We start from the raw sequence: 21,977 nt of genomic DNA, 5'->3' as shown, positions 1-21,977 counted from the left end.
CGCCTTGTACGGATCGTCACATACCGTCCGACAAACCGGACACATCGCACGCGGCGGACTCGCCCGTTCGGAGCTCTCCGCAGCCTGACGTGACGTCAGCCGCGGAACAGGTTGTGCCCCACGTCGGAGGGCACCACGTCCTGCACCGGCCGGCTGTCCGGCCCCGGCACCGACTCCCCCGGCACCGGCGAGGCGCCCGTCCGGTGCAGCAGCACCGCACCGCCCTCGGACCAGATCCGCTGGTAGCCGTTGGCCTCCAGCAGCCGGATCCGGGCCGCCTGCTCGGTGTCGGCGGCGAACGGGAAGGCCCGCTTGTCGGAGCGCATCAGCACGTACTCCCGGCCGCGCGGGGTGCCGTCCACCAGCACCACGTCGGTCCGCGCGGTGAGCCGGGGCGCGACCTGGTTGTCCGCCTCCACCGACGCCCCGTCCGGGATCAGCGCGGCGCCGCGCAGCAGCGCCGCCTCGCTGGGCTTGGCCTGCCAGGCCGCCGGCAGCGCCAACTTGGCCACCCCGAAGGGCAGGGCCAGCGCCAGCGAGAGCCCGGCCGCCGCCGCCCCGATCCGCCGGTACGTCCGGGCCCTCGGGGCGCCGTCGGCGCAGAGCCGGCCGAGCACCTCGACGGCGGCGGTGACCAGCACCGGCCAGAGGAAGACGTCGTAGTGCCGGGCGACCGACCAGTGGTTGGGGTTGGAGGAGAGGATCCGCTCGGCCAGCAGCGGCACCGCGCAGAGCGCGGTGGCCGAGCGCAGCGGCAGGGCCAGGGTGGTGACGAGCAGCCAGAGCAGCAGCAGCGGCTTGAGCGGGGCGTCGAGGGCGGCCCTCACCAGGAGCAGCGGATCGCCCAGCACGTTGCGCAGGGCGTCGCCGCCGTCGGTGCCGAGGGCGGCGTAGTTCCAGTAGTAGCCGGGCTCGCCGCCCATGGCCGGGATCAGCCAGCCGACCGTGACGGCGGCCGCGACCGGGCCGGCCACCAGCAGGCCGAGGCCGGTGAGCAGCCCGCGCCGGTCGCCGCCGCGGCGGGCGCGCAGCGCCAGCACCAGCCCGTACGCGCCGACTACCAGGCCGAGGTCCTCCTTGGTGCAGCAGAGCAGCACCGCCGCCACCAGCACCCCGCCGTACCGGCGGGCCTGGCCGCGCTCGAACATCAGCAGGGTGAGCGGGGCCGCGAAGGCCACCTCGTGGAAGCCGCCGCGGGCGGCCACCAGCAGCGGCCAGCCCAGGACGTAGACCAGCCCGGTGAGGTCCGCCGCCCGGCGGGCGGTGCGCGGGTCGGCGGCGGCGAAGGCGTGGGCGGCGATCCGGCGGGCCAGTGGCACCCCGGCGGCGAACAGCAGGGCCTGACCGAGGATCAGCGAGCGCGGGTCGTCCCAGATCCAGTAGAGCGGGGCGAGCAGCGCCAGCACCGGGGAGAAGTGGTCGCCCAGCAGCGAGAAGCCGGGCGGGAACTCGTGGTGGTAGGTCTTCAGGGAGGAGACCGGGAGCCCGAAGTGGGCGTAGCCGCGCACCCCCTGGTCGAAGATGCCGAGGTCGAAACCGCCGAGCTGGACCGAGCTCCACTGCTGGAGGCCGATCGCCAGCAGCACCAGGAAGCCGCCGAGCGTGGTGGCCGGCCCCCGGTACCGGGCGTCCCGCCACCACGCGGTGGCGGCGGGCGCATCGGTCGGTCGGACGGCGGTCGGCGCGGGGCGCACGGCGGGTGAGGTCACGTCAGCTCTGCTCGGTCAGCACGGGTACGGCGGGGGTGGCCGACGGCCCGGCGGGCCGGCGCAGGCGGCGGTGCAGGCGGACCGCCGTGACGCCGAGCACGGCGAGGCCGAGCAGCGGGTAGGGCGAGGCCGGCAGTTGCCACCAGGGCTCGATGCCGAGACCGCTGCGTTTGGGCACGACCCACAGGGTATGCGAGAAGAAGACCAGGGCGGTGGCACCGAGCACCCACCCCCAGCGGCGGGCCCGCCAGGGCAGTGCCCGGGCCGACTCCTGGGCCGCCTCGGCGCCGAGCAGCACCAGCAGCGGGACGCACCAGACCCAGTGGTGGCTCCAGCTGATCGGCGAGATCAGCACGCCGGTCAGCGCGACCGAGACCACGCCCCAGGCCTCGGCCCGGCGCAGCACCCGGGTGGAGCGGGCGGCCAGCACGGCGACGGCGAAGCCGGCCAGCGCGGTCAGCGCGCCGGCGGCCAGGCCGGTGAGGCCGGGCTGGTTGGTGGAGAGCAGACGGGCGACCATGCCGCGCACCGACTGGTTGTCCACCAGCTCGGTGACACCCACCCGGCGGGAGTCCCAGAGGTGTTCGGTCCAGAAGCCGTAGGAGTCGCCGGGCAGCACCGCGCCGCCGAGCAGCACGGTGGAGGCGAAGACCCCGCCGGAGACCAGGGCGGCCCTGATCCGTCCGGTCAGCAGCAGGTAGACCGCGAAGACGCCGGGGGTGAGCTTGATGCCCATGGCCAGGCCGATGCCGAGGCCCTTGAGGCGGTGGCCGTCGACCCGGGTGAGGTCCCAGAGCACCAGGCAGGCCACCAGCAGGTTGATCTGCCCGTACTGGAAGGTGGTGTAGACGGGCTCCAGGAAGACCCCGGCGCCGGTGGCCAGCAGCAGCGCGGCCGGGCGGTCCACCCGGCGGGGCCAGCCGACCAGCTTGAAGGAGAGGTGCACCAGCAGGGCCAGCAGTCCGACGTTGGCCAGGGTGACCAGCACCCGCAGCAGCGAGACGTCGAACCAGCCGGCCGGCACGAAGAGCATCGCCGCGAACGGCGGGTAGGTCGCCGCCAGGTCCCAGCCCGGCAGCCGCATCGCGTACAGGTCCCGCCCGTCGGCGACGGCCTCGCCCTCGGCCCGGTAGACCAGCATGTCCACCATGCTGAACCCGTGCAGGTGCCGCACCACGGCGAAGGCCGAGAGCAGCACCACCGCCGCACAGAGCGCGGAGCCGGTCGAGAACCGGGCCCCCCGTCCGGCCGCCCGCGCGCCCCGCTCGACCGCGCCCCGTTCAGCCACGCTGCCCCGCAGCCCTCGGGTGGATACGACTGGTTCTGGCGCGCGACGGCATGGAAGGTCCCCCTTGGAGCGGAAAGAACCGAATCACCCTAACGGAGCCTCCTGAGACGGGAGGTGACTCCCGCCACACCGGCTGTCACAGCTCTGTCACCGGTTGATGAGAGCGTCTCAGCCACCGTTCAGCACCGCCTGCATGACGGACCGTGCGATCGGCGCGGCCAGTCCGCCGCCGGTCACGTCGGTCGCGGCGCTGTCGGCGATGACCACCGCGACCGCCACCGGGGGCACCGCCGAGGAGCCGGCGGGCCTCGCCCAGGAGATGAACCAGGCGTACGGGACGCCCGAGTTGTCCACGCCCTGCTGGGCGGTGCCGGTCTTGCCGCCGACGGTGGCACCGGGGATCCGGGCGTTGCGGCCGGTGCCGTTCTCCACCACGTCGGTCATCAGCTGCCGCACCTGGCCGGCCACCTGCGGGGTGAGCGCCTGCCGGTAGACGGCGGGCTCCATCACCTGGACGGAGGTGCCGTCGGACTTGGCCAGCCGGTCGACCAGCTGAGGGTGCATCACCGTGCCGTTGTTGGCGACCCCGGCGGCGACCATCGCCATCACCAGCGGGGTGGCGGCGGTGTCGTACTGGCCGATGGAGGAGAGCGCGACCTGCGAGGCGTTCATCTCCGTGTCGACGTTGGACCGGGCGGCGCGCACCGGGATGTCCAGCTTGGCGTCGTTGAAGCCGAAGGACTCGGCCATGGCGGTCATCTTCTCCAGGCCGACCTGGGTGCCGAGCCAGCCCATCACGGAGTTGCAGGAGAGCACCATGGCCCGGTCCAGCGACTGGCCCGGCGAGTCGCAGGCGGTGGTGTCGTTGACCAGCTCCGTGGTGGTGCCCGGCATGACGAAGGGGTACGGGGCGCCGGTCGGGGCGTTGATGTCGGTGACCACGCCGTTGGCCAGCGCGGCCGCCGCGGTGACCACCTTGAACGTCGAGCCGGGCGGGTAGATCTGACGGAGCGCCCGGTTGAGCATCGGCTGGTTCTCGTCGGCCTGGAGCCTGTTCCAGGCGTCCTGGTCGGCGGTGGAGGAGCCGGCGAAGCTGCCCGGGTCGTAGGACGGGGTCGAGGCCAGCGCGAGGATCCGCCCGGTGGCCGGCTCGATCGCGGCGACCGCCCCGGTCTGCCCGCCGAGCCCCTTCAGCGCCGCCTGCTGGGCGGCCCTGCTGAGGGTGGTGTGGACGTCGCCGCCGGGGTTCTGCTTGCGGGCGATCTCGTCCCAGAGCGCCCAGCTCGCCAGCCGGGGGTCGGTGCCGGAGAGCAGTTCGTCGTCCACGCCCTCGATCTGGGTGTTGCCGTAGGTCTGCGAGGAGTACCCGGTGACGGCCGCGTACGCCGGACCGTCGGTGTAGGTGCGCTTGTACGCGTACCAGCCGCCGGTCTCCGCCGAGCCGGTGACCGGCTCGCCGCCGACCAGGATGTTGCCGCGCGGCTGGGCGTAGCGCTGGATGGTCTCGCGCTGGTTGGCCGGGTTGTCGTCCAGCTCCTCGGCCTCGAAGACCTGGACGTAGCTGGCCTGGCCGATCAGCGCCAGGATCAGCAGCAGGCAGAAGGTGCCCGCCCGGCGGCCGGTGGTGGAGATGCCCGGCAGTCCCTGCGGGCCGCCGGTGGAGGTGGCGCCCTGACGGCGTCTCGGCTTCACTCCTGGGCCTCCGCGGCGGGGACGGTCTCCGGAGCGGTGGCGGTCTCCGGGGCGGGTCGGCGGGCCTGGTCGCTCATCCGGACCAGCAGCGCCACGATGATCCAGTTGGTCACCACCGAGGAGCCGCCCTGGGCGATGAAGGGCAGCGTCATGCCGGTCAGCGGGATCAGCCCGAGCACTCCGCCGGCCACCACGAACAGCTGCAGCCCGACGATCGCGGCCAGGCCGATCGCCAGCAGCCGGCCGAACGGGTCGCGCAGCGCGATGCCGGTGCGGAAGCCCCGCGAGATCAGCAGCGCGTACAGCAGGAAGACCGCGATCAGCCCGGCCAGGCCCAGCTCCTCGCCGATGGTGGCCAGGATGAAGTCGGACTTGGCGGCGAAGCCGATCAGGATCGAGTGGCCCTCGCCGAGGCCGGTGCCGAGCACCCCGCCCCAGGCGAAGGCGAACAGCGACTGGGCGATCTGGTTCGCCCCCTCCCCCGCCGCGATCGAGCCCAGCGGGTCCAGCCAGGCCGTCACCCGGCTGTGCACGTGCGGCGAGAGCCAGCCCACCGCCGCCGCGCCGACCGCCGCCAGGAAGAGGCCGATGGCGATCCAGCCGCTGCGGGCGGTGGCCACGTACAGCATCACCACGAAGAGGCCGAAGAAGAGGAGCGAGGTGCCGAGGTCGGTCTCCAGCACCAGCACCCCGACGAAGGCCGCCCAGATCAGCAGCACCGGGCCGAGGTCCCGGCCGCGCGGGAACTGGAACTTCCACAGCCTCTTGCCGGTCAGCGCCAGCGCGTCCCGGTGCACCGCCAGGTAGGCGGCGAAGAAGACCGCCAGCAGGATCTTGGCGAACTCCCCCGGCTGGAAGGAGAGCGGGCCGATGGTGATCCAGATCCGCGAGCCGTACACCGGCGGGAAGAAGATCGGCAGGATCAGCAGCACCAGCGCCACCAGCGCGCCCAGGTAGGCGTACCGCCGCAGCAGCCGGTGGTCGCGCAGCAGCACCACCACGGCGATGAACAGCGCCACCCCGAGGGTGGACCAGAGCAGCTGGGTCGGGGCCGCCTCGCTCTTCGGGGTGGCCCGGTCCAAGCGGTAGATGACGACCAGTCCGATCCCGTTCAGCAGGATCGCGATCGGCAGCAGCAGCGGGTCCGCGTACGGGGCCTTCCACCGGATCACCCCGTGCGCGAGCAGTGCCAGCACGCCGAGCGCGGCCCCGTAGCCGGCCGCGCCGGAGGGCACCGAGCCGTCGATGTTGACGCCGACCTCGACGTAGCCGAGGACGGCGATCAGCACGGCGCCCAGGACCAGGGCGAGCTCGGTGTTGCGGCGGGTGGCCGGCCGCGGAGGCGGCGCGCCGGCGGCGGCGGGCGGGGGCACGGACCTCCTGTCGAGTGGGTGGGGCCTGCCGGGTGAGGACGCGTCAGGCGGAGCCCGCCGGGGCGGCGGCACGCGACGCCTCGACGGTGGCCCGCAGCTCGGCCTCCGCCTCGGCGCTCAGCGAGGTCTGGATGATCTGGCCGCCGTACCGGGCCAGCGCCGGCACCACCTTGTCGGCGGTGGCCTTGCGGACCAGCAGGAAGACGGCGGCACTGCCCGGCTGGAGGTGCTCGCCGACCTGCCGCATGAAGTTGTCGTCCACCCCCACGTCGGTGGAGGCGCCGACCGCCGCACCGGTGGCGCCGCCGACGGCCGCCCCGAGGAACGGCATGAAGAAGAGCAGGCCGATCACGCCGCCCCAGAGCGCACCCGAGGCGGCGCCCGCGCCGGTGGTGGAGACGGCCTGGTGCAGCTTGATCTTCCCGTCCTGGCGCCGCTCGACGACGACGGCGTCCTCCAGCTCGATCAGCTTCTGCTTCTGCAGGCCGACCGCCTCGGCGCGGACCTGCTCGGCGGTGGCGAGGTCGGGGTAGGCGATCGCGAACAGGTTGCTCACGGGGAGGTCCTTCCAACTCGACGGGCTTCTCCGCGCACCCTAACCGGGATTAGCCATATTTATTGGCCTTGGTGAGGGTGTGTCCGGATTTAGCCTCCGGGCAACCGCCTCCGGCGGGGCCGCGAGCGGACGGGACCGGAGCGCACCGCGCGGGGCGGCCACCGGGCGGAAGCCTGCGGCTGGACCACCGCGCCCGGCTCCACGGCTCGTCCACCCGGGCCGCTGCGCAGCCGTCCCATCCCACCCGACTCCGCCGTCGGCCGGGCACGGCTCCGCCGCGGTCGGGTCAGCGGTGGGCGAGGGCGGCCGGGTAGTCGGGGAGGTCCATCGCGGCGGCCTTCTGACCCTCCGCCAGCATCCAGGCCATGACCCGGGGGCGGTTGAGCATCGCGTCCCGCAGCCACCCGCCGATCCGGCCCGGGGCGAGGAACCTGCCGCAGCGGTCGCCGCCCTTCTGGCAGCGTTCGGCGTACGGGCGGAGCAGCCGCTCGTAGGCGGCGTACGCGGCGGTGTGGTCGCCGTCGTGGCGGGCGAGTTCGCCGGCCAGGACGTAGGCGGCGACCACCGCGGTGCCGGTGCCCATGCCGCCGATGGTGGCGCCGCAGGCCGCGTCGCCGAGCAGGACCGTCCGCCCCGCCGCCCACCGCGGGACGTCGGCCCGGCTGATCGAGTCGAGGTAGAGCTCCTCGGCGCCGCGCAGCGAGGCGAGCATCGCGGGCGTCTCCCACCCCAGCCCGGCCAGCCGCTCGGCGATCAGCGCCTTCTGCTGCCCGAGGTCGCGGCGGTCGTACGCGAGCCGCGGGGCGGCGAAGACCACGAAGGCGTCGGCAACCTCCGGGTCGGGGTGGCCGCCGCCGAGTTGGGCGAGCACGCCGGGGGCGTTGAGGCCGACGGTCTCGCGGCCGAGGCCGAGGTGGTTGGGCAGCTTCCAGGTGGCGGCGTAGTGGCCGAGGTGGGTGACGTAGCGCTCCTCCGGTCCGAAGGCGATCCGGCGGACGGTGGAGTGCAGCCCGTCGGCGCCGACCACCAGGTCGAAGGTGCGCGGGGCGGCGGTCCGGAAGGTCACCCGCACGCCCTCCGCCGTCTCGGTCAGGCCCGTCACCGAGTCCCCGAAGAGGTACTCGGTGTGCGGGAGGCCGGCCTCGTACAGCACCCGGACCAGGTCGCCCCGGTGCACCTCCACCTCGCCGCCGGTGAACTCGGCGGGCAGCGCGAGCCGCTGACGCCCCGTCCGGTCCACGTAGCGGCCGGCCCGGCCGCCGGTGTCCAGCGCGCGCAGCCGCTCCAGCACGCCGGTGCGCTCCAGCACCGTCAGGTGCGCCTCGCCCCGGAAGTCGACCGCCTGGCCGCCCTCCCGCAGGGCGGGGGCGGCTTCGACCACCGTCACCTCGTACCCGTACCGGCCGAGCCAGTGCGCCAGCGCCGTACCCGCGATCCCGGCACCCGAGACCAACACGTTCCCGCCCATGGCGGACCCCCCTCCGCGAAACTGTGTCCGGCGGACACTGTGAATACCGTGTACGGTAGACGCAGTTTCGCCGCGGACGCAAGGGAGCTCGGAGTGGGCGAGGAACTCGACCCGGCCGCACGGCTGCTCTGGGGCCCGCCGCCCACGGCCACCCGGGGCCCGAAGGCGGCGCTCAGCCTGGAGCAGATCGCCCGCGCGGGCATCGCGATCGCCGACGCCGACGGGCTGGCGGCCGTCTCCATGCAGCGCGTCGCCGGGGCGCTCGACTACACCAAGATGGCGCTCTACCGGTACGTGCCGGGCAAGGCCGAACTGGTCGCGCTGATGGCCGAGCTGGCGATCGGCGCACCCCCCGAGGGCGGCTCCCCCGGCTGGCGGGCCGCGCTCACCGCCTGGACGCACGGCCTGGCGGAGGTCTTCGCCGCGCACCCCTGGCTGCTGGAGGCCACCCTCGGCCCCCGGGTGCTCGGCCCGGCCGAACTCGGCTGGATGGAGCGGGCGGTGGCCGCCCTGGACGGCACCCCGCTGACCGGCGCCGAGCGGCTGGACACCGTCGCGGTGCTGGCCGGGCACGTCCGTTCGCTGGCGCAGCAGACCCGGGCCGCCGACGGCGAGTCCCCCGAGGCCCGGCTGGCCGCCGCCGTGGGCTCCCTGGTCGAGGGGCACCGGGAGCGGTTCCCGGCCTCCGCCGCCGCGATGGCCTCGGTCCGGCCGGAGCAGCGGGACGCGGCGCTGGACTTCGGGCTGGAGCGCTTCCTGGACGGGCTCGCGGTGCTCATCGACGGGCGCTGACGCGGGGGCACGCCGGGTGGCCGGAAGCCCACGGGGGCCTTTGGAGCGGCGAACTGATGATCCATAGGATTCGGCGGTGACCACCACCAGACGACGACGTTCGCCGGCCCGCCCGCTCGGGCTGCTGGCCGCCCTGGCGATATCCGCCGGGGCCCTCATGCACGGATTCCCGGCCCAGGCCGACGAGTTGGGGGTCGAACCGCCCCGGGTCGACCTGGTGCTCGACGTGAGCGGCTCGATGCGGGCCACCGACATCCAGGGCAAGAGCCGGATGGCGGTGGCACAGCAGTCGATCAACGAGGTGATCGACGCGCTGCCCGAGGAGACCCACTTCGGCATCCGCACCCTCGGCGCCACCTACCCGGGCAACGACAAGGCCGAGGGCTGCAAGGACACCAAGCAGCTCTTCCCGGTCGGCAAGACCGACAAGACCCAGGCCAAGACCGCCGTCGCCACCCTGCGGCCGACCGGCTGGACCCCGATCGGCCTGGCCCTGCGCGGCGCCGCCCAGGACGTCGGCACCGGCAACACCACCCGCCGGATCGTGCTGATCACCGACGGCGAGGACTCCTGCGCCCCGCCGGACCCGTGCGAGGTGGCCCGTGAACTGGCCGCCGCCGGCACCCACCTGGTGGTCGACACCCTGGGCCTGGCCCACGACGAGAAGACCCGTCAGCAGCTGCTCTGCATCGCCAACGCGACCGGCGGCACCTTCACCGACGTGCAGAGCCAGCAGCAGCTGACCGACAAGGTCAACCAGCTGGTCAAGCGCGCGGGCACCACCAACCGGACCGCCCCGGCCAAGGCCACCGGCACCGAACAGTGCGACACCGCCCCGGTGCTGGCCCCCGGCGTCTACAGCGACCGGGAGAAGTTCTCCGAGCACCGGGTCTACCGGGTCGCGGTCCGCCCCGGCCAGGAGCTGCGGGCCTCGGTCTCGCTCTCGCTGGACCGGGCACTGGCCCGGGACTACGGCGTACTGCTGAAGGCCACCGACACCGGCGGCCAGGAGCTGGTCCGCGGCACCGACGCGGGCAGCGGCCGCACCGACGTGGCCTCCACCGGCGTGCGCTGGTCCTCCGGCAAGAAGGCCACCGCCACCCCGACGGCCACCCAGCAGGCGGACACCGTCTGCCTGGTGGTCAGCAACTCCTTCGCCCCGGCCCCCGGCGTCGCCGCCGAGCCCGGCCTGCCGCTGGAGCTGACGGTCGACCTGGCCACCGCCTCCCCGGCCCCCGACCTCTGGTCGGCCGGCCTCGGGCGCGGCTGGGTGCTGCTGCTGGTGCTCACCCTGGCCGGCCTGCTGGCCGGTCTGGTCTTCGGCTGGCTGGCACGCTGGCGGATCGCGGTCTGGCGGGAGAACTGACGATGCGTAGCAACCTGATCGCGCGTACCGGCGCCGTCCTGCTGGCGGCCCCGCTGCTGCTCGCCGCCTCCCCCTCCCCGTCGCCCTCCGGCGCCCCGAAGCCGGTGACCGACGCGGGCACCTCCTTCCTGACCGCCACCACGCTGGCGGCCGGACAGGGCGCGGACGTCCCGGCCTCCACCGGCGACTACCTGTACTGGGCCTTCGCCGCCGCCGAGGGGCGGACGGTGACGGTGGACGTCAACGTCACCCTGCCGCCGTCCGCCGAGCGGCACGGCCCGCAGAGCTGGTCGGTGGAGTTCTTCGACGGCCTGCGCCGCCGCCAGTCCTGCACCTCCGGACCGCAGGACGCCACCGCCCAGCAGGCCGACGCGGCCCTGACGCTGCGCTGCACCCTGCGGCAGATCCGCTCCTGGGCCGAGCCCTGGTCCGGCGACCCGCTGCCCGGCACCTACTACGTCCGGCTGACGGCCGGTCAGGTGCCGCAGCAGGACCTCGGCCTGGCCGCCCAGGTGAAGCTGCGGCTCACCGAACGCGGCGGGGCGGGCGACGCCCAGCCCGAGGGCGGGGAGCTGAAGGCCCCGCTGGTCCCGCCGGTGAACTCCGGCACCACCGGCACCGCGCCCACCGCCGCCCCGTCCGCCGCCGCCTCGGAGCGCGCGGTCGCCCCCGGCGAGGACGACGAGGCCTGGTACTCCGCCGCCGTCACCGGGGCCAACACCCGCTGGTACTGGACGGTGGCGGGCGGCGTGCTGGCCGCCCTGGCCGGCGTCGCGGGCTACCGCCTCACCCGCCACCCGCGCGGCCAGCGCCCGGCCGGGCCGCCGCCGCAGGCACCCAGCGGCTACTGACCCACCGGACGGACGGCAGGGCAGCCACCCAGGGGCGCGGGGAACTGCGCGAACCGGAAGACACAGACCCGCATGCCGGGTACGGAGCTCCACCTGCACGTGAGCGCCCGTACCCGGCACCCAGCGGCCACTGACCCACCGGGCAGGCGGCAGGGCAGCCACCCAGGGGCGCGGGGAACTGCGCGCATCGGAAGACGACGACCCGTGTGCCGGGTACGGAGCTCCACTTGCACGTGAGTGTCCGTACCCGGCACACGGGTCTCTGTCTTCCGATGCGCGCAGTTCCTCGCGCCCCTGACCGCCCTCCGGGCGGTCCGAGGGCCGCCCGGAGGGCGGCGGGGGCGGCTGCTAACCGGTCGTCAGGACCAGCCGGACGCCGAAGCGGTGGTACCCGGCCCGGTCGAAGGCGGCGGCCATCGGGAGGTTGTCGGCGTCGGTGTCGGCGCCGATCCGCTCGGCGCCCCGGGCGGCGTGGAAGCGGGTGATCTCGCCGAGCAGCTCGTCCACGTAGCCGCGCCCGCGCATCGCCGGGAGGACGCCGAGGAAGCCGACCACCGGCCCGCCCTGGTTGGCGGAGGGCAGTGCGAAGCCGACCGGTTCGCCCTCCGGAGTGTGCGCCGTCAGCCACCAGGAGCGCTCGCCGGGCATCTGCAGGTAGGCCTCCAGGGTCTCCCTGGCCTGCCCCTCCTCGCCCAGCCGGGCCAGGCCGCGGACCGTGTCGTCGTCGATCGAACCCTCCGCGGTCCGGCGGAACAGCTCCACGAAGACCTCGTCGTCGGGCTCGGCGGTGAAGACCAGCCGCCCGCTCGCCGCCGGCACCGGCGCCCCGGGCGTCCACGCGTAGCGGTAGCGCTCCAGGCTCCCGCCCAGACTGCTGCGGGCGGCGGCCTCGCGCCGCCATGCCAGGGCCGCCGAGACGGCGGGGTCCTCGCGCCAGTCGGGGGCGAGGAAGAGGTGCCACTCGGGCAGCTCCCATCCGGCGGTGCGGAAGGAGTCGTGGGCGGCGGCCAGCAGCCCGGCCGCCAGGGCGGTCCGGTCCTCGGCCCCGGGAGCGGTCCAGACGCAGTCCAGGGCGAGCGGGCGGTCCCCTTCGGGGAAGGTCCACCAGACCGCGCGGGCCAGCAGCCGGCCCTCGTCGTCCTCGGCGATCCAGGTGTGCTCGGGGCGGTAGGCGCCGCTCTCCAGCATGCCGCGGTAGCGCTCGGGGTCGGCCCAGGAGACGGGCTCGTCGACGGTGCAGGAGAGCACCCGGTCGAGGTCGGCCGGGGTGGTGCTGCGGAAGGTGGTGTTGCGGAAGGTGGTGCGGGAAGTCGTACGGAAGGACACGCTGCCTCCGGGCAGTCGGTGGCGCTTCCGGAGCGGCTAGTGAGCCGTACGGGAAGGAAGCGCCGGAGGGATGTGGGTGTACATCGCGGTGCCTCCTTCCTCCGCACGTGGCGGACCTGGCGCCGGGTGCGCCATCGCGGTGGACGCTACCCGACGCCGGTCTGACGGTCCATCGGTTATTCGGCGACCTCGTGTCCGTGGCCCGCGTGCAGGCCGCCGCCGCTGCCCTGGTCGCCGGAGGTGTTCTCCGGGGCGACCGGGGCGGTCAGCGAGGAGAGGTCCCAGGCGTAGGTGCCGACCGCGTTGGCGATCACGTCGATGTTCCGGTCGAAGGCCTTGAGGTCCAGGTTGGACAGGTCGTCGCAGGCCTGGTGGTAGCACTTGTCGTAGGCGGTCCCGGCGGTGCCGCCGTACTTCGCCGCCTGCGCCTCGGTCTTGATGCCCTCGGCACCGGTGAAGGTGCCGCCGGCCGGGATGCCGGCCTCGATGAACGGGCCGTAGTCGGAGCGGCCGGTGAAGTCGGTGCCCTCGTGCGGCAGCTGGCGCCTGTCCAGGTAGCCGTTGATCAGCCGCTCGATCTGGGCCGAACCGGCCGGGCCGGGGCCCGCGCCGACGTGGTCGGAGTCGTCGCCGTCGTAGACGAACTGGGCCGCGTTGGGCGAGGCGATCATGTCGAAGTTGAGGTAGAGCTTGATCTTCGCCCGCTCGGCCTCGGAGAGCGAGGCGACGTACTCCTCGGAGCCGATCAGGCCGAACTCCTCCGCCGACCACCAGGCGAACCGCACCTTGTTCTTCACCTGACGGTCCGACAGGCTGCGGGCCACCTCCAGGATGCCCGCCGAGCCGGAGCCGTTGTCGTTGATGCCCGGGCCCTCGGTGACCGAGTCCAGGTGGGCGCCGACCATCACGGTGTTGGCCTCGTCGCCGCCCCGGGTCTCGGCGATCACGTTCCAGGTCTTCCGCTTCTCCACCAGGGTCTTGATGTCCAGGGTGACGGTGACCGGCCCGGCCGCCGCCTGGGCCGCCAGCGCCTCGCCCGCCGCCTGGGTGATGCCGCCGACCGGCACCTTGCCGACCGTCGGGTCGCCCAGGGTGCCGCCCAGGTCGCCCGCGACGTTGTTGTAGATCACCGCGCCGACCGCGCCCGCCGCCGCCGCGGTGGCCTGCTTGACCGCGAAGGTGCAGCCGCCGCGCTTGATCAGCGCGATCTTCCCGGTGAACGCGCCGGCCGGGTAGTCCGCCGCCTCGCAGCCGGTGGTGGCGTCCACCGCCACCACCGCCAGCGGGGCGGTCAGCCCGCCGTCGGGGCCGCTCACCGAGTAGGTCATCGCCCGCACCGGCACGTCCTGCGCCACCGGGCTGACCACCCGGAGCTTCTCGGTGAGCGCCTGGTTGAAGGTGTACTCGAACTCGTGTCTGGAGACCTTGAGCCCGGCCTCCGCGGCCTTCCGGGCCACGTACTCGGCCGAGGCCGCGTGCCCGGCCGAACCGGCCACCCGGGTCCCCCCGTTGCGCTCGGCTATCCGCTGGAACTCGGCCAGGGTCCGGAAGGCGTCCTTGCCACTGCTCTGCTCGACCAGCTTGGCGGCCAGCTGGGCCGCCTTCCTGGCCGGGTCCGGGCCGTGGCCGTGTGCGGCCGCTCCGGTGGCCCCGACCAGCAGGACGGGGGTGGTCAGGGCGGCCACCGCGAGGGCGGCCACGGCTGCGCGACGGGTCCGAATGTTCACGGGCGAATCCTCCGACGGGTCGTCAGTAGCACCTTGGAACAGGGGGTGCTGGTGACCGTAGCGACCCGGCTCCCCGATGAACACCGAACGCACAGAAGCGGTTTCCGACCTTCCGGTCTCCTCGCTCCTCGCCCCGGGCGCCACCTCCGCCTCAGGACGCCACCGCCACCGTCCGCCCCACGCTCTCCGCGCTGTCCACCAGGTCGAGCATGCAGTGCGCCACGTCCGCCCGCGACACCGAGGTGCCGCCGCGCACGTTCCGCTCCAGGGCGGTCCGGTAACGGCCCGTCAGCGGACGGTCGGTCAGCCGGGGCGGCCGGACCACCGTCCAGTCCAGCCCGCTGGCCCGCACCACGTCCTCCATCCGCGCCAGGTCCGCGTACCGCTCCCGCAGCACCGCCTTCACCAGCGGCGCCAGCAGACGGCGGGTGACCAGGTCGTCCCCCGGGTCGTGCCGCGGCGGGCGCGGCCGGTCCGGGGACGGCACCGTGCCGATCGGCCCCGCGCTCACCACCAGCAGCCGCCGCACCCCCGCCGCGCTCATCGCCCCCGCGATCGCCCGGGTGCCCCGCTCCGCCACCCCGATGTCCCCCTTGCCGCGGGCCCCGAGCGCCGACAGCACCACGTCCGCCCCGGCCACCGCCTCCAGCAGCTCCGCCCCCGGCGCCGCCAGGTCCACCCCCACCACCCGGGCACCGCGGCCGGCCAGCCGCTCCGGGCTGCGCACCGCCGCCGTCACCTCGTGCCCCGCCGCGACGGCCTGCTCCAGCACCAGCCGTCCGATGCCGCCGGTGGCGGCGAAAACCGTGATCCTCATGCTGCCCGCTCCCTCGGTCGATGCCGTGTCCTCACAGCACCGACGTACCGGGAGCGGGAAGTGTGACGGACCCTCTCCTCCCTACCGCTTCGCGTAGTCCGCGTAGCCCTGCCAGTCCAGGAACACGCAGGGCTCGTCGCCCAGCACCCAGGCGTCGTGCCCGGGCTCGATCACCGCGACGTCACCCGGGCCGAGGTCCTGCTCCGCACCGTCGTCCATCACGATGTGCATCCGGCCCGAGACGCAGTACCCCACGTGCGAGGCCATGCAGCTGTCCGTCCCGGCGATCGGCTTCACGTGCTCCGACCACCGCCACCCCGGCTCGAAGGTCCCCTGCCCCACCTGGGCCCCGCCCAGGTCCACCAGGTCCAGCCGCCCCTTGTCCGCCTCGAACGGACGGGTCTCGTCGGCCTCGTCGAATCTCTTCCTGATCAGAGCAGCCATCACGGCCTCCCTCGATCGGCCACCCATCGGGCCTGACCGCCCGCGGGCGGACTCCTGTCTCCACGGTACGCCCGGAGAACGCGAAATCCCGTCCAGGCAAAGCCTGGACGGGATTCGTTGGTGGAGCTGAGGGGATTCGAACCCCTGACCCCCTCGATGCGAACGAGGTGCGCTACCGGACTGCGCCACAGCCCCAACGAGAAGAAACTCTAGCACCTTCCGGAGGGGGCTCGTGACCACCCCTCACCTGGCCACTCGGTCTACTCGTTCGCGGCCCGGGGGCGGGACGGGTAGTCCGCCCCCGCGGCCGGGTCGGGGCGCGACTCGGCGCGGGCCCGCTCCGGGTCGGCGTACTGGTCGAAGAGCGGGGTGTTGGCGCGGCCGGAGTCCCAGCTGGTGGCGCGGGCGTCCAGGCCGGGAGTGGTGCGCGGGGCGACCGGGGCCGTGACGTAGGTGGGGAGCGGCACGGGGACGGGCTCCCAGGAGTCGGGGCCGGCCGGGGCGCGGTCGCGCATGCCGTCCACCCACTCCTCGTGGTCGGTGGCCTCGACCAGGGCGGAGTCGGTGGTGGCCAGCCGCAGGTGCGGGCGGGCGGACCGGCCGGTGGCCGCCTCCCGGACCGGGGCGGCGTCCTGACGGGGCGTCGGGACGGCCTCCGCCGCCCCGTCGGCGGGCACGGGCGCGGCGGCCGGGACGGCGGCCGCCCTGGTCCGCTCGCGCTCGCGCAGCCGCTCGGCGGCGTGGGCCGCCCGGGTGCGGTCGAGCTTCACCTCGTACCGCTGGCGCTCCAGGCGGCGCAGGTGGCCGATGTAGAGGGTCAGCAGCAGGGCTGGCACGGCGGGGATCCAGAGGAAGGCCACTCCGAGCACGGCGGCGGCGACCGCGCCGGTCGCGAAGGCCAGGAACAGGGTGGTGACCATCCGGCGGCGGCGCGCCAGCAGCCGGGCCCGGCGCTCGGTCGAGCCGTGCGCGGGCTCGCGCGCGGGGGCGGACGGGGTGCCGGGGGCGGCCGGGGCAGCGGGTGCGCCCGGCGCCGCTTCGGGCGCGGGGGCGCCGGCCGGGGCCGTCCCGCGGCCGGGCAGGTCGCCGACCGCCATCGCCTCGGTGGGCGCGCCGGTGGGGTCGCCGACGTCACCGGGGACGGGTTCGTCGCCGGTGTCGGACCGGGGGGTCTCCTCGCCGAGTGCCCTGGACGCCCGCCGCTCCATGGCCGATCGTCCGGCCAGCAGGCGGATCGCGGTACTGAAGCGTTCCGTCGGACGGCCCTCGTTGAGCTCGTCCTGCCTGCGGAGCCACATCGGCACCAGATAGGCGGCCCAGGCTCCTACGATGACCGCGTAGATAAGGCCGCTACTGCTCACGTTTCACACGGTACGGGCGCGGGGGAAGGCCCGGCAGCAATTTGGCGCGGCGTGTCGTGTGATCAAGCTGATTCTCCGACTATTTTGCCGGTATTTGTGACCACTCGCCCCGGCCGCGATGCCATATCGATATCTATTTCGAACACTTATTCAATTACCGGGCGTGCCTTGGCCCCTGACCCACCGCCAGCGGTTCAGCATGCCCTCCGGCACCTCTTCCGCGGTGAGTGCGTACACCAGGTGGTCGCGCCAGTCGCCGTCGATGTGGAGGTAGCGCGGGCGCATTCCCTCCTCGCGGAAACCGAGCTTCTCGGCCACCCGCCGGCTGGGCCGGTTCTCCGGCCGGATGCAGACCTCGATCCGGTGCAGTCCGAGCCCGGTGAAGCAGTGGTCCACGGCCAGCGCCACGGCGGTCGGCATGATGCCCCGGCCGGCCACCGACTCGTCCACCCAGTAGCCGACGTTGGCCGAGCACATCGAGCCCCAGGTGATCCCGCCCACCGTCAGCTGGCCGACCAGGCGGCCCCGGTGGAGCACCACGAAGGGCAGCATCCGCCCGGCCGCGGCCTCGTGCCGCAGGTAGCGGGCCATCTGCCGGAAGGTCGGCCGGGCGGCGGCCGGGCGGGCGGCGCCGGCCGGCGGCACGGTCGCCTCCCACCGGCGCAGCCAGTCCCGGTTGCGCTGGCTGAGCTCCTGCCAGGCCCGCTGGTCGCGGACCCGGATCGGGCGCAACGCGACGTCGCCCTCCAGGAGTTCGACCTGCCAGGAGGCGTTCAGGAGGTGCTCCCCTCGTCGGCGGAGGCCGGGTCCGCGGAGGTCTGGTCCGCGGCGGCCGGGCGGGGGTGGTCCCCGCCGCCGAGCTGGTCCACCGCGTGCGGGAGCAGCGGCGTCAGCACGGCGATGCCGTCCTTGACGCCCCCGGTGGAGCCCGGCAGGTTGACGATCAGGGTACGTCCGGCCAGCCCGGCCAGCCCCCGGGACAGCGCCGAGGTGGGCACCTTCTCCCGGCCGTACGCCCGGATGGCCTCGGCGATGCCGGGGATCTGACGGTCGATCACCCGGGCGGTCATCTCCGGGGTGAGGTCCATCGGCGAGATGCCGGTGCCGCCGGTGGTCACCACCACGTCGTACCCGGCCGCCACGGCCTCGCGCAGCGCGGCCTCCACCGGCTCGCCGTCCGGCACCACCCGCGGGCCGTCCACCGCGAAGCCCATCGCGCGCAGGCCCTCGGCGACCAGCGGGCCGCCCTTGTCCTCGTACACCCCGGCCGAGGCCCGGTTGGAGACCGTCAGGGCCAGCGCCTTCACTGCTGCACCGCCCAGTCACCGCTCTTGCCGCCGGTCTTGGAGAGCACCCGGACGGCCTCGATGGTGGCGCCCTTGTCCACCGCCTTGACCATGTCGATCACGGTCAGCCCGGCCACCGCGACGGCGGTCAGCGCCTCCATCTCCACGCCGGTCCGGTCGGCGGTCCGCACGGTGGCGGTGATCTCCACCGCGTCGTCGGCGACGGTGAGGTCCACGGTGACGCCGGAGATGGCGATCGGGTGGCAGAGCGGGATCAGGTCCGGGGTCTTCTTGGCCCCCATGATCCCGGCGATCCGGGCCACCGCGAGGGCGTCGCCCTTGGGCACGCCGGCGCCGCGCAGCAGCGCGACCACCTCGGGCGAGACCAGCACGCGCCCGGCGGCGACGGCCGTGCGGACGGTGGTGGCCTTCTCCGAGACGTCCACCATGCGGGCGGCGCCGGTCTCGTCGACGTGGGTGAGGCGGGGTGTTTCGGACACGGGAACTCCACGGTGGCGCAGGCGAATACCGCGCTACCGTACAGCCCCCCGCCGCCTAGTCCGTGAGAAGGACCACGTCGACGTCAGTTCCCGCCGCGAGCCGCGTCTCGTCCTCCGGGACGGTGATCAGGCAGTTCGACCGGGCCAGCGCGCCGACCAGGTGCGAGCCCTCGCCGCCGACCGGGGCCACCGTCCCGTCCCCGGCGTACCAGCCGCGCAGGAACTGCCGCCGCCCGGCGGGCGAGCGCAGGTCCGCGGTGGTCCGGGCCCGGACCACCGGGCGGTGCACGTCGGGAGCGCCCAGCATGGTGCGGATCACCGGGCGGACGAAGAGCTCGAAGGAGATGTACGCGGAGACCGGGTTGCCCGGCAGGGCGAGCAGCGGGGTGCCCTGCAGCCGGCCGAAGCCCTGCGGCTTGCCGGGCTGCATCCGGAGCTTGCGGAAGTCCATGTCGCCGTACTCGGCGAAGACCTCCTTGACCACGTCGTACGCGCCGACGCTGACCCCGCCCGAGGTGACGATCAGGTCGGCCCGGCCGAGCTGGTCCTCCAGCACCGAGCGGAGCACCGCCGCGTCGTCGGGGACGCCGCCCACCCGGTAGGCGATGGCGCCGGCCGCCTGGGCGGCGGCGGTCAGGGTGAAGCTGTTGGAGTCGGAGATCTGCCCGGGGCCGACCGGCTCGCCCGGCTGCACCAGCTCGCTGCCGGTGGAGAGCACCACCACCCGGGGGCGGGGCACGGCCTTCACGGTGGCGCGGCCGATGGCGGCCAGCAGGCCGAGCTGGGTGGGGCCGAGCAGGGCGCCGGCGTCGAGCACCTTCTCCCCGGCCGGGAGGTCGCTGCCCCGGCGGCGGACGTGCTGCCCGGCCTCGACCGGGCGGAGCACCCGGACCTCCTCGGGGCCCTCGGGCGCCGCGGTCATCGCCTCGGCGGCGATCCCGGTGCCGGCCCCGCCGTCGGTCCACTCGACCGGGGCCACCGCCTCGGCGCCAGGCGGCACCGGGGCGCCGGTCATGATCCTGGCCGCCTGGCCCGGGCCCACCTTGGGGAGCTCCCCGGCCCCGGCGGCGATCTCGCCGACCACCGGGAGCACCGACGGGTACTGCTCGGTGGCGCCCTGGGTGTCGGCGGTGCGGACGGCGTAGCCGTCCATCGAGCTGTTGTCGAAGGGCGGCAGGTCGACCGCGGGGACCACGTCCTCGGCCAGCCGGCAGCCCTGGGCGTCGAGCAGCTGGAGCTCGATCGCCGGGAGCGGGCCGACACCTGACAGCACGTCACTCAGGTGCTCGGCCACGCTCCACATGCGCGGCGGTGCCGGGACCTCTTCGCAGCAGGAATCAGCAGTGGTCCCGGTCATCGCCTCACTCGCCTTCTGGTCAGTCCTGCATCTCGGCGCCGACGAAGTCCTTCAGCCAGCCGCGGAACTCCGGGCCCAGGTCCTCACGTTCGCACGCCAGACGGACGATAGCGCGAAGGTAGTCGGCGCGGTCGCCGGTGTCGTAACGGCGGCCCTTGAACAGCACGCCGTGCACCGGACCGCCCTCGGTCTCGTCCCGGGTGGCCAGGGTGCGCAGCGCGTCGGTCAGCTGGATCTCGCCGCCGCGGCCGGGCTCGGTCTCGCGCAGCACGTCGAAGACGGCCGGGTCGAGGATGTAACGGCCGATCACCGCGTAGTTCGACGGGGCGTCGGCGGTGTCCGGCTTCTCCACCAGGTCGGTGATCCGGAAGACGTCCTCGCCGAAGCCGTTGGCCTTGACGGCGGCGCAGCCGTAGAGGTGGATCTGCTCCGGCTCGACCTCCATCAGGGCCACCACCGAGCCGCCCAGCTCCTGCTGGACCTCGATCATGCGGGCCAGCAGCGGGTCGCGCGGGTCGATCAGGTCGTCGCCGAGCAGGACCGCGAACGGCTGGCCGGCCACGTGCTGCTCGGCCACCGAGACGGCGTGGCCGAGGCCCTTCGGGTCGCCCTGGCGGACGTAGTGCATGTTGGCCAGCTGGACGGACTCCTGCACGCGGCGCAGCTTGTCCTGGTCGCCCTTGCGGGCGAGCAGCTCCTCCAGCTCGTAGGCGCGGTCGAAGTGGTCCTCGAGGGCGCGCTTGTTCCGGCCGGTGACCATCAGTATGTCGGAGAGGCCGGCGGCCGCCGCCTCCTCCACCACGTACTGGATCGCGGGCTTGTCGACGACCGGCAGCATCTCCTTCGGGGTGGCCTTGGTCGCGGGGAGGAAGCGCGTCCCCAGTCCGGCGGCAGGCACCACGGCCTTGGTCACGGGGATGCGGGCGTTCGTCGTCATGTGTCAGACCTTATCGGGGCGGAATTCCGCCACACTGAGAGCTGGGTGAACCGATCGTGAACTGCCGAACCGTCAGGATCCCGGCTCGGCTGCGACGGCCGGAGTGTGGGCAGCACCGGCCGGGGTGAGGGTGGCCTTGCCGGTACAGGGCGACAGAGTACCGGGGATTTGTTGCGGTTCCGTGCGGGGAGCATCGGCGGGATCGCTCCGGACGGCGCCCGCGAGCTCCGGCCGGGAACTCCCGCCGTGCCCCGTCCGGGAGTTACCGACGGGTTCCGCCGCGGCCCCCGGTCCGACCTCCGGTCCGGCCTCCCGCACCCCCTGTCCCCCGGTCACCGCGGGGCCCGCGTCGGCCGGGCTCCGCCAGCAGTCGCCGCCCGCCGCCCGGGCCGCCGCCAGCGCGCGGTCGGCCGCGCGCAGCAGCAGCGCCGCGTGCCCGCCGTCCTCCGGCAGCACCGCGACGCCGACCGCCGCCGTCAGCCCGTTCCCGCTGACCGGGCGGCGCGGGGCCGGGCCGGCCGGGGACCAGTCCAGCAGCTGGTGGCGGCGGACCGTCCAGCAGAGCCGCTCGGCCACGTGCGCCGCGCCCTCCGGGCCGGTGTCCGGCAGCACCACCAGGAACTCCTCGCCGCCGTACCGGCCGAGGGTGTCGGAGCGCCGGATCTCCACGCTGAGCCGCTGCGCCAGGTCGCGCAGCACCGCGTTCCCCCGGCCCCGGCCGTGCTCGGCCACCACCGCGTCGAAACCGGCGATCTCCAGCATCAGCAGCGCCAGCGGCCGGGGCGGCGCCCCCGGGTCGACCCGGCGGGCCCGCTCCACCTCGCGGTCCAGGGTGAGTTGGAGGTGCCGGTAGTTCCACACACCGGTGAGCGGGTCGCAGGAGGCGGTGCGCTGGAGCGCGTCCCGCTCGGCCGTCAGCTCGGCCAGCTCCCGCCGCAGCTCCGCCTCCCTCGCCTCGGCGGCCGTCGCCGACCGGCGCAGCCGGCCGCCCGTCAGCACGGCGGCGCCCAGCGCGGGCAGGCTGAGCCCGGCCAGCGCCTGGAGGAGCAACGGGGTGGACATCCGGGGCCTTCCACGTGTCAGGCTCTCTGCACCCGGCGGGGATCGCGCCGACCGGGCCGGAGCGG

20 protein-coding genes and 1 tRNA gene are annotated in these 21,977 nt (G+C 74.4%); 3 read left to right on the top strand and 18 right to left on the bottom strand.

The window, feature by feature from the left end; translation table 11 throughout:
• Window positions 1–95: 95 nt before the first annotated feature.
• The 6 genes from ACIA8O_RS24035 to ACIA8O_RS24010 form a co-directional block, all read right to left on the bottom strand.
• Window positions 96–1,709 carry a DUF2079 domain-containing protein gene (locus ACIA8O_RS24035; RefSeq protein WP_396295992.1) on the bottom strand — a complete coding sequence of 538 codons (1,614 nt, stop codon included), beginning with the start codon at window positions 1,707–1,709 and terminating at the stop codon, window positions 96–98.
• Window position 1,710: 1 nt separating this feature from the next.
• Window positions 1,711–2,997 carry a glycosyltransferase 87 family protein gene (locus tag ACIA8O_RS24030; protein WP_396295991.1) on the bottom strand — a complete coding sequence of 429 codons (1,287 nt, stop codon included), beginning with the start codon at window positions 2,995–2,997 and terminating at the stop codon, window positions 1,711–1,713.
• A gap of 168 nt (window positions 2,998–3,165) precedes the next feature.
• The gene (locus ACIA8O_RS24025; protein ID WP_396296149.1) at window positions 3,166–4,629 is read right to left on the bottom strand and encodes a penicillin-binding transpeptidase domain-containing protein; all 1,464 of its coding nucleotides are present in this window, start codon (window positions 4,627–4,629) and stop codon (window positions 3,166–3,168) included.
• A 56-nt stretch (window positions 4,630–4,685) separates the two neighbouring features.
• Window positions 4,686–6,062, bottom strand: a complete 1,377-nt coding sequence (locus tag ACIA8O_RS24020; RefSeq protein WP_396295990.1) for an FtsW/RodA/SpoVE family cell cycle protein — start codon at window positions 6,060–6,062, stop codon at window positions 4,686–4,688.
• Between the two features lie 43 nt (window positions 6,063–6,105).
• Window positions 6,106–6,618 carry a DUF1269 domain-containing protein gene (locus tag ACIA8O_RS24015; protein ID WP_396295989.1) on the bottom strand — a complete coding sequence of 171 codons (513 nt, stop codon included), beginning with the start codon at window positions 6,616–6,618 and terminating at the stop codon, window positions 6,106–6,108.
• A gap of 286 nt (window positions 6,619–6,904) precedes the next feature.
• A complete protein-coding gene (locus tag ACIA8O_RS24010) occupies window positions 6,905–8,086 on the bottom strand; it encodes an FAD-dependent monooxygenase (RefSeq protein WP_396295988.1) in 1,182 nt (393 codons plus the stop codon).
• Window positions 8,087–8,179: 93 nt separating this feature from the next.
• Between ACIA8O_RS24010 and ACIA8O_RS24005 the strand changes: the two genes are divergently transcribed.
• The 3 genes from ACIA8O_RS24005 (at window position 8,180) to ACIA8O_RS23995 (ending at window position 11,095) form a co-directional block, all read left to right on the top strand.
• Window positions 8,180–8,878 (top strand): TetR/AcrR family transcriptional regulator, encoded by a 699-nt coding sequence (locus ACIA8O_RS24005; protein WP_396295987.1) that lies wholly within the window; start codon window positions 8,180–8,182, stop codon window positions 8,876–8,878.
• 76 nt (window positions 8,879–8,954) lie between these two features.
• Entirely contained in the window at window positions 8,955–10,244 is a 1,290-nt protein-coding gene (locus tag ACIA8O_RS24000) for a VWA domain-containing protein (protein ID WP_396295986.1), read from the top strand.
• 2 nt (window positions 10,245–10,246) lie between these two features.
• Window positions 10,247–11,095 carry a peptidase gene (locus ACIA8O_RS23995; RefSeq protein WP_396295985.1) on the top strand — a complete coding sequence of 283 codons (849 nt, stop codon included), beginning with the start codon at window positions 10,247–10,249 and terminating at the stop codon, window positions 11,093–11,095.
• 348 nt (window positions 11,096–11,443) lie between these two features.
• Here the strand turns inward: ACIA8O_RS23995 and ACIA8O_RS23990 are convergent, their stop codons facing one another.
• The 12 genes from ACIA8O_RS23990 to ACIA8O_RS23935 all read right to left on the bottom strand — a co-directional run bounded on the left by ACIA8O_RS23990 (window position 11,444) and on the right by ACIA8O_RS23935 (window position 21,912).
• On the bottom strand, window positions 11,444–12,421 hold the full coding sequence (locus ACIA8O_RS23990; protein WP_396295984.1) for a GNAT family N-acetyltransferase: 978 nt from the start codon (window positions 12,419–12,421) through the stop codon (window positions 11,444–11,446).
• A 176-nt stretch (window positions 12,422–12,597) separates the two neighbouring features.
• Window positions 12,598–14,148: a M28 family metallopeptidase gene (locus ACIA8O_RS23985; protein ID WP_396295983.1), complete on the bottom strand. Its 1,551-nt coding sequence runs from the start codon at window positions 14,146–14,148 to the stop codon at window positions 12,598–12,600.
• Window positions 14,149–14,299: 151 nt separating this feature from the next.
• Window positions 14,300–14,965, bottom strand: coding sequence for an NAD(P)-dependent oxidoreductase (locus tag ACIA8O_RS23980; RefSeq protein ID WP_396295982.1), 666 nt, complete (start codon window positions 14,963–14,965; stop codon window positions 14,300–14,302).
• An 81-nt stretch (window positions 14,966–15,046) separates the two neighbouring features.
• Complete coding sequence (locus ACIA8O_RS23975; protein ID WP_396295981.1) at window positions 15,047–15,409, bottom strand: cupin domain-containing protein; 363 nt, start codon at window positions 15,407–15,409, stop codon at window positions 15,047–15,049.
• A 118-nt stretch (window positions 15,410–15,527) separates the two neighbouring features.
• Window positions 15,528–15,604, bottom strand: a tRNA-Ala gene (locus ACIA8O_RS23970).
• A 65-nt stretch (window positions 15,605–15,669) separates the two neighbouring features.
• On the bottom strand, window positions 15,670–16,770 hold the full coding sequence (locus ACIA8O_RS23965; protein WP_396295980.1) for a hypothetical protein: 1,101 nt from the start codon (window positions 16,768–16,770) through the stop codon (window positions 15,670–15,672).
• A 150-nt stretch (window positions 16,771–16,920) separates the two neighbouring features.
• Window positions 16,921–17,520 carry a GNAT family protein gene (locus ACIA8O_RS23960; protein ID WP_345282576.1) on the bottom strand — a complete coding sequence of 200 codons (600 nt, stop codon included), beginning with the start codon at window positions 17,518–17,520 and terminating at the stop codon, window positions 16,921–16,923.
• Between the two features lie 23 nt (window positions 17,521–17,543).
• A complete protein-coding gene (locus ACIA8O_RS23955) occupies window positions 17,544–18,077 on the bottom strand; it encodes a molybdenum cofactor biosynthesis protein B (protein ID WP_396295979.1) in 534 nt (177 codons plus the stop codon).
• Complete coding sequence (gene moaC / locus ACIA8O_RS23950; protein ID WP_396295978.1) at window positions 18,074–18,556, bottom strand: cyclic pyranopterin monophosphate synthase MoaC; 483 nt, start codon at window positions 18,554–18,556, stop codon at window positions 18,074–18,076. Before moaC ends, ACIA8O_RS23955 begins: the two co-directional genes overlap by 4 nt.
• 55 nt (window positions 18,557–18,611) lie before the next feature.
• Window positions 18,612–19,913 (bottom strand): gephyrin-like molybdotransferase Glp, encoded by a 1,302-nt coding sequence (gene glp / locus ACIA8O_RS23945; RefSeq protein WP_396295977.1) that lies wholly within the window; start codon window positions 19,911–19,913, stop codon window positions 18,612–18,614.
• Window positions 19,914–19,932: 19 nt separating this feature from the next.
• The gene (gene galU, locus ACIA8O_RS23940; RefSeq protein ID WP_396295976.1) at window positions 19,933–20,850 is read right to left on the bottom strand and encodes a UTP--glucose-1-phosphate uridylyltransferase GalU; all 918 of its coding nucleotides are present in this window, start codon (window positions 20,848–20,850) and stop codon (window positions 19,933–19,935) included.
• Between the two features lie 72 nt (window positions 20,851–20,922).
• Window positions 20,923–21,912 (bottom strand): diguanylate cyclase domain-containing protein, encoded by a 990-nt coding sequence (locus tag ACIA8O_RS23935; protein WP_396295975.1) that lies wholly within the window; start codon window positions 21,910–21,912, stop codon window positions 20,923–20,925.
• Window positions 21,913–21,977 lie beyond the last annotated feature (65 nt).

Source organism: Kitasatospora sp. NPDC051853, assembly GCF_044452665.1.
Taxonomy (GTDB): Bacteria; Actinomycetota; Actinomycetes; order Streptomycetales; family Streptomycetaceae; genus Kitasatospora.
The sequence above is the reverse complement of the archived record's forward strand: the minus strand, read 5'-3'. Positions and strand labels throughout refer to the sequence as shown.

Excerpts from the sequence above, each read along its gene's own strand:
- ACIA8O_RS24010 (WP_396295988.1), bottom strand. The coding sequence starts at position 8,086 with ATGGGCGGGAACGTGTTGGTCTCGGGTGCCGGGATCGCGGGTACGGCG.
- ACIA8O_RS23995 (WP_396295985.1), top strand. The coding sequence starts at position 10,247 with ATGCGTAGCAACCTGATCGCGCGTACCGGCGCCGTCCTGCTGGCGGCC.
- ACIA8O_RS23980 (WP_396295982.1), bottom strand. The coding sequence starts at position 14,965 with ATGAGGATCACGGTTTTCGCCGCCACCGGCGGCATCGGACGGCTGGTG.
- ACIA8O_RS23975 (WP_396295981.1), bottom strand. The coding sequence starts at position 15,409 with ATGGCTGCTCTGATCAGGAAGAGATTCGACGAGGCCGACGAGACCCGT.
- glp (WP_396295977.1), bottom strand. The coding sequence starts at position 19,913 with ATGACCGGGACCACTGCTGATTCCTGCTGCGAAGAGGTCCCGGCACCG.
- galU (WP_396295976.1), bottom strand. The coding sequence starts at position 20,850 with ATGACGACGAACGCCCGCATCCCCGTGACCAAGGCCGTGGTGCCTGCC.
- ACIA8O_RS23935 (WP_396295975.1), bottom strand. The coding sequence starts at position 21,912 with ATGTCCACCCCGTTGCTCCTCCAGGCGCTGGCCGGGCTCAGCCTGCCC.